The organism is Serratia sp. FGI94, from assembly GCF_000330865.1.
GTDB classification, from domain to species: Bacteria; Pseudomonadota; Gammaproteobacteria; order Enterobacterales; family Enterobacteriaceae; genus Serratia_B; species Serratia_B rubidaea.
Map to the genome: position 1 here is coordinate 2,332,046 of NC_020064.1, position 15,070 is coordinate 2,347,115.

General features: G+C 62.7%; 12 protein-coding genes. 8 read left to right on the forward strand and 4 right to left on the reverse strand.

Annotated elements, in window-relative coordinates; translation table 11 throughout:
- Position 1: 1 nt before the first annotated feature.
- From D781_RS10605 to D781_RS10625, 5 genes are all read left to right on the forward strand, one after another.
- Positions 2 to 1,408 (forward strand): efflux transporter outer membrane subunit, encoded by a 1,407-nt coding sequence (locus tag D781_RS10605; RefSeq protein ID WP_041412094.1) that lies wholly within the window; start codon positions 2 to 4, stop codon positions 1,406 to 1,408.
- Between the two features lie 103 nt (positions 1,409 to 1,511).
- On the forward strand, positions 1,512 to 1,865 hold the full coding sequence (locus tag D781_RS10610) for a DUF1428 family protein (protein WP_015672321.1): 354 nt from the start codon (positions 1,512 to 1,514) through the stop codon (positions 1,863 to 1,865).
- A gap of 11 nt (positions 1,866 to 1,876) precedes the next feature.
- Positions 1,877 to 2,356: a VOC family protein gene (locus D781_RS10615; protein ID WP_015672322.1), complete on the forward strand. Its 480-nt coding sequence runs from the start codon at positions 1,877 to 1,879 to the stop codon at positions 2,354 to 2,356.
- Between the two features lie 114 nt (positions 2,357 to 2,470).
- Positions 2,471 to 3,799, forward strand: coding sequence for a D-serine ammonia-lyase (locus D781_RS10620; RefSeq protein ID WP_015672323.1), 1,329 nt, complete (start codon positions 2,471 to 2,473; stop codon positions 3,797 to 3,799).
- 94 nt (positions 3,800 to 3,893) lie between these two features.
- The gene (locus tag D781_RS10625) at positions 3,894 to 4,499 is read left to right on the forward strand and encodes a nitroreductase family protein (RefSeq protein WP_015672324.1); all 606 of its coding nucleotides are present in this window, start codon (positions 3,894 to 3,896) and stop codon (positions 4,497 to 4,499) included.
- Positions 4,500 to 5,047: 548 nt separating this feature from the next.
- Here the strand turns inward: D781_RS10625 and D781_RS10635 are convergent.
- The 4 genes from D781_RS10635 to D781_RS10650 form a co-directional block, all read right to left on the reverse strand.
- Entirely contained in the window at positions 5,048 to 7,204 is a 2,157-nt protein-coding gene (locus tag D781_RS10635) for a virulence factor SrfC family protein (RefSeq protein WP_015672326.1), read from the reverse strand.
- Positions 7,201 to 10,104: a virulence factor SrfB gene (locus D781_RS10640; protein ID WP_015672327.1), complete on the reverse strand. Its 2,904-nt coding sequence runs from the start codon at positions 10,102 to 10,104 to the stop codon at positions 7,201 to 7,203. Before D781_RS10640 ends, D781_RS10635 begins: the two co-directional genes overlap by 4 nt.
- Positions 10,104 to 11,300 (reverse strand): SrfA family protein, encoded by a 1,197-nt coding sequence (locus D781_RS10645; RefSeq protein WP_015672328.1) that lies wholly within the window; start codon positions 11,298 to 11,300, stop codon positions 10,104 to 10,106. The genes D781_RS10640 and D781_RS10645 overlap by 1 nt, the downstream gene beginning before the upstream one ends.
- 111 nt (positions 11,301 to 11,411) lie before the next feature.
- Positions 11,412 to 12,344 (reverse strand): LysR substrate-binding domain-containing protein, encoded by a 933-nt coding sequence (locus tag D781_RS10650; RefSeq protein ID WP_343228821.1) that lies wholly within the window; start codon positions 12,342 to 12,344, stop codon positions 11,412 to 11,414.
- Positions 12,345 to 12,435: 91 nt separating this feature from the next.
- On the opposite strand from D781_RS10650, the gene D781_RS10655 reads away from it, so the two are divergent.
- The 3 genes from D781_RS10655 to D781_RS10665 all read left to right on the forward strand — a co-directional run bounded on the left by D781_RS10655 (position 12,436) and on the right by D781_RS10665 (position 15,055).
- Positions 12,436 to 13,380 (forward strand): MBL fold metallo-hydrolase, encoded by a 945-nt coding sequence (locus D781_RS10655; RefSeq protein ID WP_015672330.1) that lies wholly within the window; start codon positions 12,436 to 12,438, stop codon positions 13,378 to 13,380.
- A 443-nt stretch (positions 13,381 to 13,823) separates the two neighbouring features.
- Positions 13,824 to 14,276 (forward strand): holo-ACP synthase, encoded by a 453-nt coding sequence (gene acpS / locus D781_RS10660; RefSeq protein ID WP_015672331.1) that lies wholly within the window; start codon positions 13,824 to 13,826, stop codon positions 14,274 to 14,276.
- Positions 14,277 to 14,299: 23 nt separating this feature from the next.
- On the forward strand, positions 14,300 to 15,055 hold the full coding sequence (locus D781_RS10665) for an SDR family NAD(P)-dependent oxidoreductase (RefSeq protein ID WP_015672332.1): 756 nt from the start codon (positions 14,300 to 14,302) through the stop codon (positions 15,053 to 15,055).
- Positions 15,056 to 15,070 lie beyond the last annotated feature (15 nt).

Below are 15,070 nucleotides of genomic sequence, written 5' to 3' on the forward strand. Positions count from 1 at the left end.
GCTGTTGCAACGGCTGGCGGTGGTTTCCCTGCCGTGGCTGCTGGCCGGCTGCCTGTCGCTGGATCCGGACTATCAGCGACCGGCGCTGCCGGTCACGCTCGGCGACAGCGCCGCGGCTAGCCAGACGGCGGGCTATCCGCAGGTGGCGTGGCGCGATTACATTACCGACGCCCGGCTGCGGCAGGTGGTGGCGCTGAGCCTGGACGCCAACCGCGATCTGCGCGAGGCGATTGCCAATATCGCCGCCGCCCGCGCGCAGTATGCGCAGAGCCGCGCCTCGCTGCTGCCGACCCTTGACGCCGGCCTCGACGGCAGCCGCTCGCGGGCGCTGAGCGGCAGCGGCAATGCCACCGCCATCAGTCAGAGCTATCAGGCGCAGGCCAGCACCAGCGCTTTTGAACTGGATCTGTTCGGCAAAAACCGCAGCCAGACGCGCGCCCAGTATGAAAGCTACCTGAGCAGCGCCGAGGCGGCGCGCAGCACGCGCCTATCGGTGATCGCCACCGTGGTGGAGGCGTGGATCACGCTGGCGGCCGACCGCAGCAACCTGGCGGCGGCGCAGGACACCATGGTCAGCGCGCAGCGCTCGCTGGCGGTGACGCGCAACAACCAGCGGCACGGCATCGCTTCTTTGGTGGACGTTGCCTCGGCGGACACCGTCTATCAGGCGGCGCGCGCCGACGTGGCCGAATACGCCACCCTGGTGGCGCAGGACAACAATGCGCTGGTGCTGGCGGTTGGTCAGCCGGTCGCGGCCGATCTGCTGCCAGCGGGCATCGAGGCGTTGGCCGGCAGCATGCGGGAACTGGCGGCGGGCGTCTCGTCACAGGTGCTGCTGAACCGGCCGGACGTGCTGGCGGCCGAACACACGCTGAAGTCGGCCAACGCGGATATCGGCGCGGCGCGGGCGGCGTTTTTCCCCACCATTTCGCTGACCGCCAGCGGCGGCGTCGGCAGCGCGTCGCTGTCATCGCTGTTCAGCCAGGGGGCCGGAATCTGGTCGTTTGCGCCGAGCATCAGCCTGCCGATTTTCAGCGGCGGCTATAACTCGGCGACGCTGGATTACGCCAACGCCCAGCAGAAGGCCTATGTCGCCAGCTATGAGAAGACGGTGCAGACCGCCTTTCAGGAGGTGTCGGACGCGCTGGCGCGCCGCGCCACCGTGCATCAGCAACTGAGCGCGCAGCGCGGCAACGTTGCGGCGGCGCAGCAGTACGCGCAGCTGGCGGAGCTGCGCTACCGCCACGGCGTCGACGGCTATCTGAACCTGCTGACGGCGCAGCGCACGCTGTACAGCGCGCGCCAGTCGCTGATCGCCGTGCAGCAGACCCATTACCAGAACCTGATCACGCTGTATAAGGTGATGGGCGGCGGCACGGCGCTGCCGGCGGCGGATAAAATTGATTAACCTGCGTGACTATCTGCACGGGCGACTAAAATGGTAGGGGGCGCCGGTTTTCCATCGGCGTCGTCGACAACCTGACTGTCTGACAAGACAGAGGAGCCTGAACATGAAATATGTAGACGGTTTTGTGGTGGCGGTGCCCGCCGCCAATCAGGAGGCGTACCGTGCGCTCGCGGCGAAAGCCGCGCCGCTGTTTAAGGAGTTCGGCGCCACCCGCGTGGTGGAGTGTTGGGGGGACGACGTACCCGACGGTAAAGTCACCGATTTTCGCGGCGCGGTGAAGGCCACGGCTGACGAGGTGGTGGTATTCAGTTGGATTGAGTATCCGTCCAAACAGGTGCGCGACGAGGCGAACGGCAAGATGCGCAGCGACCCGCGCATGCAGGCGTTCGGCAATGAGATGCCGTTTGACGGTGCGCGGATGATTTTCGGCGGTTTTTCCACGCTGCTCGATGAGTAAAGGAGGGCGCTATGGCCATCATCAGGCAGCAACTGTGGTTTGCGCAAGGTATGGAAGACGCGCTGACCTGCTATATCGCGCTGTTTCCCGGCTCGAAGCTGGAATGGCATTCGACGCTGCCCGCAGATTCGCCGTCCGGCCCGGCGGGCAGCGTCAAAATGGCCGGCTTTATCCTGGGCGATCAGCGTTATCTGGCGTTTGAGGCTCACCCGATGGATCCCTTTACCCACCGCTTTGCGATTGCCGCCGAATGTGACGATCAGGCCGAGGTCGATCGCCTGTGGGCGGCGCTCAGCGAAGGTGGCAAGACCGAACCCTGCGGCTGGCTGCAGGACCGCTGGGGCATCAGCTGGCAGGTGGTGCCGAAACGGCTGGGCGAGCTGGTCCGGGGTGACGATCGGGCCAGGGCACAGCGCGTGGCCGAAGCGATGTTGAAAATGGGTAAAATCGATATCGCCGCGCTGGAGGCGGCGGCTAATCGTCAGGGGTAAAGCAGCTACGATGTTTTCCCTCTCCGCTGCGGGGAGGGAAAACGCAGAAAAAAGATATCGTTATCAGCGATAGTGCGTCATGCTGTCGCCATTCACCTGCAAGGAGCTGTCGTTATGCAGCAGCAAGAGCTGAACACCCTGATTCACCGCTATCCTCTGGTCGCCAGACTGCAGGCTCTGGAACCGCTTACCTGGTTTAACCCGCGCGCCACCACGCTGGCGCAGGGACTGCCGTTTGTCGGCCTGGGGCGCGAGGACGTGTCGCTGGCGGAGCAGCGTCTGGCGCGTTTTGCGCCCTATTTGAGCGCGGCCTTCCCGGAAACCCGTGCGACGGGCGGGGTGATTGAATCGGAACTGGTGGCGATCGACACCATGCGGCAGGCGCTGAACGGCCGTTATGGCCGCGCGCTGACGGGGCGGCTGTGGCTGAAGAAAGACAGTCATCTGCCGATCTCCGGCTCAATCAAAGCGCGCGGCGGTATTTACGAAGTGCTGACCCACGCGGAAATGCTGGCGATGGGCGCCGGCCTGCTGCAGCCGGAGGATGACTATGCGCGCCTGTTTTCGGCCGAATTCCGTGCGTTCTTCAGCCGCTACCGCATCGCCGTCGGTTCGACCGGCAATCTGGGGCTGTCGATCGGCATTATCAGCGCCAAGCTGGGCTTTAACGTCAGCGTGCATATGTCCGCCGATGCCCGCGGCTGGAAAAAGCAGAAGCTGCGGGAAAACGGAGTGAACGTCATCGAATATGCAGAAGATTACGGCGTAGCGGTAGAACAGGGGCGGCAACAGGCGGCAGCGGATCCGCACTGTTTCTTTATCGACGATGAAAACTCAAAAACGCTGTTTCTCGGCTACGCGGTGGCCGGCGGCCGGCTGAGGCAGCAGTGCGAGCGGCAGGGCATCGTGGTGGATGAACAGCATCCGCTGTTTGTCTATCTGCCGTGCGGCGTGGGCGGCGGGCCGGGCGGCGTCGCGTTCGGCCTGAAGCTGGCCTTCGGCGACCATGTTCACTGCCTGTTCGCCGAACCGACCCATTCCCCCTGCATGCTGTTGGGCGTGCATACCGGCCTGCACGACGCGATAGCGGTGCAGGATATCGGCATCGATAACCTGACGGCGGCGGACGGCCTGGCGGTGGGGCGGCCTTCCGGCTTTGTCGGCCGGGCAATGGAGCGCCTGCTGGACGGTTTTTATACCCTGAGCGATGAGGAGATGTACCAGCTGCTGGCGCTGCTGGATCGGCATGAGCAGATCCGGCTGGAGCCTTCGGCGCTGGCCGGCATGCCGGGGCCGTGGAGAGTGGTTGCTAACCCGCAGTGGCAGGCGCAGCAAGGTTTGAGTGAACAGCAGATGGCAAACGCCAGCCACGTGGTGTGGGCCACCGGCGGCGGGATGGTGCCGGAGGACGAAATGGCCGCCTATCTGCGGCAGGGAACCTGACAAAACGTGCTCACCGGCGCGGCGCGGGCTGGACATGCGATGAAATATTCTGAGAATAGCAGCGACGCTACATATAAATTCAATGAGGTTACGGATGAATACGCTTGACGCAATTGCCCAACGCCGGGCGACCAAACAGTTCGACAGCCAGCATGCGATGACGCTGGATGAGAAAAAAGCGCTGCTGAATATCGCGCTGCAAAATGCGCCGAGCGCGTTTAACCTGCAGCACTGGCGTCCGCTGCTGGTGGAAGATGCTGCCCAGCGGGCGGCGATCCGCGAACTGGCCTGGGATCAGGCGCAGGTGACCGACGCTTCCATGCTGGTGCTGCTGTGCGGCGATCTGTCCAGCTGGGAATCGCAGGTGAAAAGCATCTGGGGCGAGGCGGCGGAGCCGGTGCAGCAGTTTATGTACCCGGCGATTGACCAGTATTACCGTGACAAGCCGCAGGTGCAGCGCGATGAAATCATGCGCAGCAGCGGCATTTTCGCCCAGACGCTGATGCTGGCCGCCAAAGCGCAGGGCTATGACTCCTGTCCGATGGACGGCTTCGATTTTGAGGCGGTCGGCAAGGTCGTCAATAAGCCGGATCATTATCAGATCGCCCTGATGGTGGCGATCGGCAAGGGCATCAGCCAGCCTTATCCGCGCATCGGCAAACTGCCGCTGGAGCAGATTGTCAGCGTCGATCGTTACTGATCGCTCCCGCTATGGGGCTGCGGCCCCATATTGCCGTACAGAATAGCGATGGCGCTAACACTTATTGATAGAGCGCTACGCTTCAGTAAAAGTCTGCCTCTTCTTAGTACCAACCATAAGATTTTCCCGGCACATTACAGTACCTTTCCCGTTCATTATCCTACAACCGTATCTGGAACCTTTCATTGATGCATTGAGCGTTCGTAACCGGTACGGCGAAGGGGAATTTGTGAAAATACTGGAGATTCTGGAACATAGAGCGCAATGAAAAACGCTGGAATTCTCAAACGAGGCATAAGCTTCTTCCGGGATGTACTGTTTCAACTGATGCTTTTCGTCATGTTGGCACTATGCGTCTATTTTTTCTTTCACTTTGAAACGGTGACCGCACGGCTGATAGCCATCACCGCGACGGTGGTGGTTTTTTATATTGTTCATAAAATCATGGATCTTATGTCCAGGAAGATGAAAGGCTCCTGAGCCCATCGCGGTGACGCGGGGCCTTTTTTCGCGCTCTCCGACCATGACCCCGTACGTCACCGTCTTTATTACTCCCCCGTCAATCCGTCATCATCCAGCGCCGCCACAATGTGCGCCAGACGTTGCTGCTGCCGCGCCGGCAGGCTGGCGGCCGCGCGCTGGCCGGCGTTGTCTTCCGCCAGCGTCTGCAATCCCACCAGCCAGTCATAGACATAGAAGGCGGCGTTATTGACCGGCGCGGTTGCCAGCCGGGTCAGGCGCGACGTCGCCGGATCGCCGGACGATGTATGCGGGGAGACAAAAATCGGCTGTCCCTGATGGATGCGGCTGGCGGGGCGCTGCGGCGGCGGGCATTGCTGAAAGCCCAGCCAGGCGACAAAATCGCCGAGCACGCCGAGCGTCAGCGAGGTTTGCCGCTGTGCATTGCCGCTGTCCGTCGCCAGCGCGTCGCGCAGCTGGCGGTCGATGCCCAGCCGCCAGGCGGCGTTAATCAGCGTATCGGCCAGCAGGCTCAGGCAGCGGCTGTCGATATCCAGCTGCCGTTGCAGCGCGCGGTTATCCGCCAGACGGCGCAGGTGCGCCAGCCACAGGCGCAGCGCGGCGTCGGCAAAAGATGACGCCGGCGGGGAGCTATCGCCGCCGGCGGCCAAGGGCGCCAGCAGATCCAGCTCGATGCCGATCCCGAACGGCCGATCGCCGGCCAGCGGCGCCGGCTGCTGATAGAGATGCAGCAGCGCTTCCTGCGGCGGCAGCAGCTGTTGCAGCAGATCGCCGTGCGTCCCGGTGCGCGCCTGCAGCGTCTGCAGCAGACGCCGGGCGATCTGCTGCTGTTGCCGGCGCTCATCGCCGTCCGCCGCCGGCAGCCAGTCGCCCAGCACCGTTTTCGCCAGAATATCAAGCAGCGCCTGCCGCTGGTCGTCCAGCCGCCGCTGGCGGGCGTGGCGATCGACCGCCGTCGTCAGGTAATCCAGCATGCGTCGGGTGTCTTGCGCATCCTGCGCCAGCAGCGTGCCCCAGTGGACGCCCGGCTGGCCGATATGGCGCTGTACGGCGGCCTCATGCGCCTGTGCGGCGTCGCTGCGTGCGGTGAGCAGCCAGATAACATCCGGTTTGTCCGCCGGGGCCGGCAGGCAGCCCTGCTGCACGCGCTGCCAGCGGGCGAGCGCTTTAGCGGCCGGTAATACCGCCAGTCGCTCGGCTGCCGCACTGCTGACCAGCAGCAGATCGGGCTGACTGCCATCGCCGCTGCGGTGCAACAGCCAGCGGCGTTTGGCAGACAACAGGGTTGATGTTAGCGCCTGCTCACATTCGGCGTCGACGCCGGGAATATCCAGCAGATCGACGGGATGATTAAAGATGTCGTCGCCCGACGGCGTGCTCAGCGTCAGTTCGGCCGCCAGCAGCGCCAGTTCCGCCTGCGGACAGCGCTGTGGCGTCTGTTCCCCCGACAGCGGCTGCAGTACGGTATAGCATGCGTCTTCGTCGTTAAGCCAGTCCGCCGCCGAGCCGTCGATCATCGCGCTCAGCGTGTCGCTGTCCGTCGTCAGCGCAAAGCGGCGGCCGCCAAGATCCTGCAGCCGGTGCGCCAGCCGGCGATAGAGCGCGCTGAATGCCGGTCGTTCCCCCCACAGCGGGGCGAATAGCGTCGTACGCTGGTCGATGCTCAGGCCCGGCGCCAGCGTTAGCGCCGCCGGCCAGAACGGATCGTCGGCGATCTGCGGCAGGTAGTGGCTCAGGGTCTCCCACAGCGTCAGCAGACGGTCTTCATCAACGCTTGGCGACGGTGATGAAGCGGAGTGACGGCGCAGGGCGGACAGGCCAGCCGCCAGCCGTTGGCGGTCCGGCGGCTGTGCGCCGGCGGCGAAAAACAGCAGCCCGGCGAGATCGCTCTCCTCCAGCAGCGTCAGGCAGGGGGTTGTCGGCTGCGGCGTCCGGCGATAGCGCAGCGTCAGCGCCGGTTGCCCGACGGGCAGCCGGGCGATAGCCAACTGATGCAGCAGCGCGGCTTTTACCTGCGGCGCATGGCCGTAGATCCCCAGGCTGCAGTCGTCGTCAGCGGCGGCGGCCAGCCGCCGGGCGTCGCGCCGGCAGCGGCGTAGGCGCAGCGCCAGACTCTCCGCTTCCGCCGCCAGTCGCGCCGAATCATGGCGCGCCTCCTGCAGCCAGTCGAGCGCCTGCTGCGCAACGTCCTGCAGGCGGCGTGCCGGTAAAGAAATAGCATTCATGGTTGAAACACGCTCCCGCTGTCGATCCAGTAATGGTTTGCCGCGTCGTCGCCGGCCGCCAGGGTATTTAATCTCAGTTGCAGGTGCGACAGCGGCACCGTTTCGCCGTCGTCCAGCGTGGCGGTCGCCAGTTCGAACCGTTCGCCGTCGGCCACCTGCAGCCGCACCTGCAGCACCGCGCTGCCGGCCAGCCGACGCGCCAGCTGCGCATCGACAATCTGCAGGCTATACAGCGGCGAGGCGGGCCAGCGCTCGTTATCCAGCTGGCGGAAGCCCAGGCGCAGCGGGCCGCGCAGGCTAAAGGCACGCGCATCCAGGCTGAAGTCGTGGCGGTCCAGATCGATATCGCGGTAGTAGACGTTATCGTCGCTCAGGCTCTGCCGGGCATCCAGCATGCCGAGGTAGCGCAGGGTGGAATAGGGCTGAAAATCGCCGGCCTTGAAGTAAAAGCTGCCGAGGCGCAGATCCAGCGCCAGCAGGCACAGCATGGCGCCGACCGCCGCGGTGGATTTCGGCGTGTCGATGCGTCCGTGGCGGGCAAACGGATACCACTGACTGGCGTGATAGCCGTCCAGCGACAGCATGCGGCCCGCCGGCAGCGGCTGCAGGTGGCGCAGCAGCGCCTGTACGCCCGGCAGCCGGCAGGGGCGGCCGGTCAGCAACAGCACGTCGCAGGCGTAATGGGCTACCACTTCGCAAAGGGCGCGCAGGCAGGCGGCGATGCGGATCTGCCCGGATAAAAACGCCGCGTGCAGATCGCGCAGCGGCAGCAGCAGCGGGGTGTGCAGAATGTCGAACGCCGGCGCGTCGGGGCCAAGCCGGCGCTGAACCTCCGCGTTGATAAAGTGCAGTACGCCGTCGGTCGGCCTCTGGCTCAGCAGCTCACCGAAGGTGGCCGCCAGCTCGGCGCCGGCGTCCAGTGGATCGTACGCTTCGTAGGCCTGCAGGATCGCCCGGCCGAGCGGCATAAACAGCTGCAGCGCCGTTTGCTGGCGGCGCGTCGACAGGCCGTCGAGCCGCCCCTGATTGCCGAACAGCGTGTCCATCAGCGCGGCGGGATGCGCCACGCCGGCCCGCTCCAGCGTCTGCTGCAGCGCCGGCAGCAGATAGCGCTGGATCACATCCAGCAGGATATCGTCTCCCGCCAGTTTGAAACCTTCGCGGAACAGCAGCTGCGGGATGATTTTTACGTTATGTCCCAGGCCATCATCCAGCGAGAACTGGGTGACCGACAGATCGCTGGTGCCGCCGCCGATATCAATGGAGGCGATGCGCAGCGCCGCGCCACGCTGGTCGGCGGGGCGATCCGGGCGCGCCATGGCGGTAAAAAACGCTTTACTGTCGCCGGCGAAGTTGACCTGCGTTTCGTTGTACAGATACACCATCTGGCCGCAGGTGGCCTCGTCCCACTCCATTTGGATCTCCGGCTGCGGCGGCGCATCGTCTGCCTGCCAGCCGAGCGCCGTCCAGACCAGAACGACGGCTTCGCCCATGCGGCGGCGGAACAGTTCGCGCTCCGGTTTCGGCATCGCGGCGGGCAGGGTGAGGATTATGTGCCGCAGCCGCCGCGGCGCGTTGCCGTGCGGCTGGGTCAGCCGCTGGGCCACGCTGTTGATCTGCATCAGCGCCTGCGCCAGCAGCTCGCTCAGCATCAAGGTCATCAGCGCGCTGCGGCTGTAATGGGCGCTGAAGACCGGCAGCCGCTGCGCCGGCGGCAGCGTATACAGCGGCTGCCCCTCATCGTTCAGCAGCAACGACAGCGGCGCGGCGGCGGCCATCGGCTCCTGCGGCTGATTAAAGCGCCAGCCGTGGCTATAAGGTTGCTCGTCCCACAGGTAGCGGCGCGGGCTGGAAAGGCCGGTGCTGCCCTCGGCGCCCTGACGCTGTGCCGCCAGCCGGCTGGCCTCGTCGCCGACCCGCACCAGCGACGGCCAGCAGAACGCCCGCTCGCGCCCGCTCTGGAAAGAGTAATTCTCCGACCCGAACGACGCCTGGGCAAACTCCAGCCGGCTGTCGAACGGTGCCTGATGCAGCCGGTGCGGCTGGCTGAAGTCCCGCAGCTGCAGCGCATAAGTCTGCTTCAGGCCGTCGCGCTCTTGCGCATGCTGCTCGACTAAAATTCCGCAGGTGTGGGAGTTGCCGACGTCGAGGATCAGATCGACCGGCACCGGCACCGCCTGCGGGCCGTCGGCGATCAGGCGAATCGTTGGCAGCCGCAGCCGCTCTCCCAGCAGCGTCAGCAGGTTCAGATAGTGCGCCTGATACTCAAACGTCTTCAGCGCGCCATGCAGCGCGCTTTCGCTGCGCCGTTCACGCGCCGCGGCCTGCTGGCGGAACACGTCCCGCAGCCAGCCGTCGACCCAGGTCTGATCGAGAAATTCATCGAGATCGCGGCTGTGGTGCGCCAGGGCGAACGCCAGCCCGGCGCTGACGTCGTTAGCATCCGGCGCCAGCGCCGGCGGATCCGTCTCCTGCCGCTGGGTATCGAACGCCAGGGTGATGCGCCACAGGCAGCCGTCCTCATCGGGCTGGGTCAACGGAGTAAAACGCATGCGCGCCCAGTTTGCCGGGCCGTTGAGAAATCCGCCCGCCTGACTGAAACGGAAAAAGGGCAGCGGCAGCCACTGCTCCGCCAGCAGCGCCAGCGAACGCTCGAACGGCAGGCGCAGCTCCGGCCGCACCGTTTCCGGCGGTGCGCCGTCGTCATGGGTCAGCAGATGTTTGCCTGATGCCGCGTCAAAGCGCAGCTGCAGCAGCGGGCCGTTGGCGGTTTTACGCACGTAGGCGCCGGGCAGCGCCGGCGTGGTTTCCTCCGGCGGCAGGCCGAAGTCCAGAAACTGTACGCCGCTGTTTTGCACCAGCGTAACCTGAGCGGGGTAATGGGGAAGCGTCGCCAGCATTATCTTTTCTCGCGCGTGATCGTCATGGGGTAGAGCGTGTCGGGGCCGTAGCGGCCGCTACATGCGGCGGGGTGTTCTTCCTGCGGCTGGCAGATGATTTCCGGCATCTGATAGCGGGAGCCGTCGCTGCAGCGCGCTTTGCTGCGGCTGTTGATCACCAGCTTGCCGGACGGCATCAGCCCGGTTTCAACATTGACCTGACAGCGCACGTTATCCGCCTGTCGGAGCGTGACGCTGCCCGTGCCGTTATGCAGTCGGTAAAGCAGGCTGGGCAGTCTGCCGGTGAGCGGCGTTTTGACGTCCGCCACGGCGCGCCACTGCCCGTTAAGAAAGCGGGTGGAGCCGGCTTTCACCGCCGCCGCGGGCATGATCAGCACGTTGCCGTCGTCCGGCGGCGCGACGGGCGCGGTAACCGGCGCGGGCGTAGGCAGCAGCGTCGCCTTGGCCAGTGGCAACGGCGGCAGGAGGGCGATCGCCGGCGGCGCGGCCGGACGCACTGGCGCAGGTGCGGACACGGCGGCCTGCGGAGCGGCGACGGGAGGTTGCCGCCATTGCCAGACCAACGCGGCCAGCGTCGCCACCACCACGACGATAGCCGGCAGCAACAGTCGGCGTCGGCCGGCGGCGCGCGGCTGCGACGGAACCATTGGCGCTGGCGCCGGCATGTCGGGCGCGACGACGGCAGCGGGCGTCGTTACGGCGGGCGGCGGAGCGTCATCCGGGCGCAGGCAGGCGAACGGATCGTCGTCGCTGCGGTGCTCGGCATGGCTAAACCCCCAGAACGTCAGCACCGGTTTACCGTCAACCAGATAGACGTGCTGCATATCGGGAAAGCGCAGCAGGTAGCGCAGTAAGGCGCCGAAGCGCTGCAGGGCCGCCTGCGGTGCGGCCACTGCCTGCCGGCTGAGCGCTTCAACGTCAGTCAGGCAGGCGTCCAGCTGCGTCAGCGCCGCACGTCGTTGATTATCGTCGGCCGCGGACCACGGGCGCACCTGGCCGCTGAACGGTGCATACCAATCGATGCGATCTTGTTGGGCGTTTAGTTGCGGAATCGCCAGACAATCTGCGATCGCCGGTTGCTGTTTGAGGCGCAGCGCCTCGCGGATTGACTGCGCCTGGGCATAAATGGGCTGGCCATTTTCCCCCAACGCGACCAGCCTATCCAGACTGCCGCTGCGTAAAAAAGGTTTCGTCACGCTCAGAAAGACCTTGTGTAAGACTTGCTACAACACCAACGGTCACTGTAATGCGCGCGTAAGGAAAGCAAAGAGGGGAAAACGGGGCAAAATCGCCGTCTGTTTACGCTATCAGCCGCCGCGATCGGCCTCTGCCAGCAGCGCGCTCACCGTCTGACGCAGCCACTGCAGCGCCGGTTCATGGTCGCGCCGGCGGTGCCACAGCATCGCCACCTCAAACGGCGCGATCTCCAGCGGCGGCGGGCTGGCGCACAGCCCGTAATGCTGTCGCCAGTTTGTCTCCAGCCCCGCGGGCACGGTGGCGAAGGCCGCACTGCGCTGCAGCAGTTGCGGCAGCGTGGCAAAGTGCGGCGTGGTGTAAACCACCCGGCGGCGTTTACCCAGCGTGGCCAGCTGACGGTCGATCAGGCTGCTGTCAGCGCCGCGGTAGGAAACCAGCAGATGGTCGGCGCGGGTATAGGCCTCCAGCGTCAGCGGCGTTGGCGGCTGCTGTTGCTGTGGGTGCCAGAAAGTCTGGTAACCCATGGTGGTCAGCACCTGGCGCACCACCGCGTGCGGTGCGTCAACCGCCACCGAAATCGCCAAATCGATCTCGTCGCGCATCAGCAGTGCGGCATCCTGAAACGGATCGGTCGCCGTCACCTGCAGACGGACGCCGGGGGCGTGGTGGCGCAGAAACTGATACAGCGGCGGGATCAGCCAGCTCTCCACCCAGTCGGTCACGCCCAGGCGAAAGGTTTGCCGGGCGCGGGTGGGGGAGAACTCCGGCTGCTGAAACAGCACCTGCTGCATATTTTCCATCAGCGGCGTCAGCTCCGCCACCAGCGACACGGCGCGCGGCGTCGGCTCCATACCTTTGGCCGAACGGACAAACAGCGGATCGTTAAACATCTCACGCAGGCGCGCCAGCGCGCCGCTAACCGCCGGTTGCCCCAGAAACAGCTTTTGTGCCGCGCGCGTCACGCTGCGTTCACGGTACAGCACCAGTAATACCGTCAGTAAATTCAGGTCGATACGACTAAAATCATTTTCTCTGATTTTCACAATCAGCCCAATCAATTTGAATGATGTTATTGGACAATACAATAATCTCTGCCAGCGTTAAAGATGACGTTAAATATCATATGGGGAAGCTATGAAACGACATTTAGTGCTGGCCGTCGGCCTGCTGATGACTACTGCTGCGGCGCAGGCCGCTGATACAAAACAGCAGGCGCCGGGGTATTACCGCATGACGCTGGGCAAACTGACCGTTACTGCGGTGTCTGACGGTACGGTGACCATTCCGCTCGATCGGCTGCTGGTGCCGATCGACAAGGAAACGCTGCAGCGCCGCATGGCGGAGGATGCAATGACGCCGCAGGCGGAAACCTCGCTCAACACCTTCGTGATTGATGACGGCAAGCAGCGGGTGCTGGTGGATACCGGCGCCGGTCAGCTGTTTGGCAATAATGGCGGCCACCTGCTGGAAAACCTGCGCGCGGCGGGTTACCCGGCCGACAGCATCAATGCGGTACTGCTGACGCACGTGCATGGCGACCACTCCGGCGGCGTGTCGCAGCAGGGCAAACCGACGTTCCCCAATGCGGATGTCTATGTCGATAGGCGCGATCCGGACTTCTGGCTGAACGATGCCAACCAAAGCAAGGTGGAAGAGAGCCAGCGACACACCTTTAAAGAATCCGCCGATGCGCTTAACCCGCTGATCGCCGCAGGTAAGCTGAAAACCTTCAGCGCCCCGGCGCGGCTGCCGCTGGGCATTCAGGCGCAGGCGGCCTACGGCCATACGCCGGGCAGCGTTACCTACCGCGTGGAGAGCGAAGGGCAGACGCTGGTGCTGTGGGGCGATATTATTCATGCCAAAGCGGTACAGATGCCGGATCCGCAGGTGGCGATTCACTTTGACGTTGACCGGCGACAGGCGATAGCCACGCGTGAACGCATCCTGGCGCAGGCGGCGAAGGAGGGCTTCTGGGTTGCCGCCGCGCATATTTCCTTCCCGGGGCTGGGACACGTACAGCGTGAGGGCAACGGCTATCGCTGGGTGCCGGCCAACTACTCCACCCAACTGACGAAGTAAGGTTCAGCGCGCGTCACGCCATCCGGCATCAGGGATGGCGTGAGTGTGACTTTATTTATTCGCTGCAATAAAGTATCAGACCAGCCTAATTATTGGACGGATTCTATATTTATAATCAATTTCCGGATAATTTCTCGGTTATTATCAATAAAATCCTAATGACTTGGGTGATTTTAATGCATAAGGAAAATTCTCATAGAATATAATATTTGATTTTTACGACTTTATGGTTTTTCGTCTCGTTAGTTATCTTTATTTAATGCATCTGTTTTTCTTATTGACCAAATATCAGTTTAAAGTTCCAATTTGATGTGAATGGTTTTTTTTTATTTAGTGCTTTATTGATTGTTTGAAATAACATGCGCTAACATTCCCCACCAGACGCGGATGGAACCCCGCCGTATTTACTCAATGAAAACTGCACTCAACCTATTAAGGAATGGATGTCCTTCATTCCTGCCGTTAAGTATTGTCCGCATTCGCCGGGTAATAATTTTTTGGATTTAATGACTAAGGATAAAGTCAGAGTGAATCTTGGTGTCGATATTATAGATATAGATCGTGTCGCAACAGCAATAACGCGCAGCGGAGATAAATTACTGTACCGTCTTTTAACCGATGATGAACGGCGTGAGCTGGGCGACATTGCGCACAACTGCGAGCGCGTTGCGGGCTTTTGGGCCGCCAAGGAGGCTGCGGTGAAAGCGCTGGGCACCGGATTCCGCCTCGGTATTGCCTTCCATGACATTGAAGTGTGCCACGATGAATTAGGCCGGCCCTTTTATTTCTTCTCCGGTGAGTTTGCCCGCCAGATGAAAGCACGTGGTCTGGCGCAATCAACGCTGAGTATTTCACATTGCCGTACGCATGCTATTGCCGCGGCGGCATTTAGTTGACGTGTTAATATAAAGGATTGTTTATGGCGATATATCCTGATCTAAACGGGAAAAATGTGCTGGTTACCGGCGCAAGCGGAGATATTGGTCTGGCTATATGCAAGAAATATCTTGAGTGTGGCGCAACGGTGTATGCGGTTTACCATAACGACGTTAGCGGCCTGGAGAAATTAAAGGTCAAACACCCGCAGGGTCAGGCGTTAAATATTCATCAGTGCAATGTATCGGAGGTTCAATCCGTCGATGAACTGGTGAATACGCTCGAGGCCGAGGCCGGTTCTATTCATGTATTAATCAATAATGCCGGTATTTATAAAGATAACTTATTCAGCGCCCTGAGCTTTGAGGAGTTTGATCAAGTCATCAAGGTCAACCTGTACGGCACCTTTAATATGACCAAGCAGTGTATGCGCCTGCTGCGCCTCGCGCGTCAGGCGGCGATCGTCAATATTTCGTCGGTATCGGGCGTCACGTCCAGCTTCGGCCAGACTAACTACAGCGCAGCCAAGGCCGGTATCGTCGGCTTTACCCGCACGCTGGCCGCCGAGATGGCCACCAAAGGGGTGCGTGTGAATGCGGTGGCGCCGGGGATGATCGAATCACGCATGGTGAAGAAAGTTCCGCGCCAGATTGTGCGCAACGTGATGTCCGCCATACCACTTAAGCGTCTTGGTCATGTTGACGAGATTGCCAACGTGGTGGCGTTTTTAAGCTCGGACGCATCCAGCTACATCGTCGGTCAGACCCTGATCGTTGATGGCGGCCTGATCATGCGTTAATTGACAGGAAAGTCG